The sequence below is a fragment of the Rhodobacter sp. NTK016B genome (assembly GCF_017303295.1).
GTDB lineage: Bacteria > Pseudomonadota > Alphaproteobacteria > Rhodobacterales > Rhodobacteraceae > Pararhodobacter.
On record NZ_JAFKOK010000050.1, the window covers coordinates 1 to 304 of the forward strand.

Sequence of the window (304 nt, forward strand, 5' to 3'; positions counted from 1 at the left end):
CAGCTGACACTGCATTCGGGCAAATATGTCTGGGTCGAGCCGGGCACGACGCGCACCTCGGTGCCGGGCGTCTTCGCGGCGGGGGATCTGACCGACCACACCTACCGGCAGGCGGTGACCTCGGCGGGCATGGGCTGCATGGCCGCGCTCGACGCCGAACACTGGCTGGCGGCGCAGGACTGACCCCGCCACCGCCGCGCAGGCTGCCGAGGCCGCAAGAGAGGGGGCGCTGCCCCCTCGCCCTTCGGGCTCACCCCCGGGATATTTCCGGAACAAAGATGCGCGGTTAACAAAAGCCTGCCGC

Annotated in this window: 1 pseudogene; it reads left to right on the forward strand. The window is 70.1% G+C overall.

Annotation, left to right across the window (positions count from 1 at the left end):
• Window positions 1–183, forward strand: a pseudogene (locus tag JI664_RS23655) (thioredoxin-disulfide reductase); the annotation flags it as partial.
• Window positions 184–304: the final 121 nt, after the last annotated feature.